This is a genomic window from uncultured Psychroserpens sp. (assembly GCF_947503375.1).
Lineage (GTDB): Bacteria > Bacteroidota > Bacteroidia > Flavobacteriales > Flavobacteriaceae > Psychroserpens.
The window spans coordinates 1-477 of the sequence record NZ_CANNDQ010000027.1; the positions used below are offsets into that span (position 1 = coordinate 1).

Genomic DNA, 477 nt, shown 5'->3' on the forward strand with positions numbered 1-477 from the left:
GGAGACAATACAGTTAACTTAACTGTTACAGATCAGAGTGGAAACAGTGCATCAGCATCAGCTACAGTAACGGTTGAAGATGTAATCAATCCAACAGTGGTAACGCAAGACATTACGGTTCAATTAGATGCATCAGGAACAGCAAGTATTACAGCTTCGCAGATTGATAATGGTTCAGATGACAACTGTAGTGTATCAAGTTTGAGTTTAGATGTAACCGATTTTACATGTTCAGAATTGGGAGACAATACAGTTAACTTAACTGTTACAGATCAGAGTGGAAACAGTGCATCAGCATCAGCTACAGTAACGGTTGAGGATGTAACCGATCCAACAGTGGTAACGCAAGACATTACGGTTCAATTAGATGCCTCAGGAACAGCAAGTATTACAGCTTCACAGATTGATAATGGTTCAGATGACAACTGTAGTGTATCAAGTTTGAGTTTAGATGTAACCGATTTTACATGTTCAGAA

The 477-nt window shown here is 39.0% G+C and carries 1 pseudogene; it reads left to right on the forward strand.

The features are described from left to right. Positions 1–477, forward strand: a pseudogene (locus Q0876_RS15640) (hypothetical protein); the annotation flags it as partial.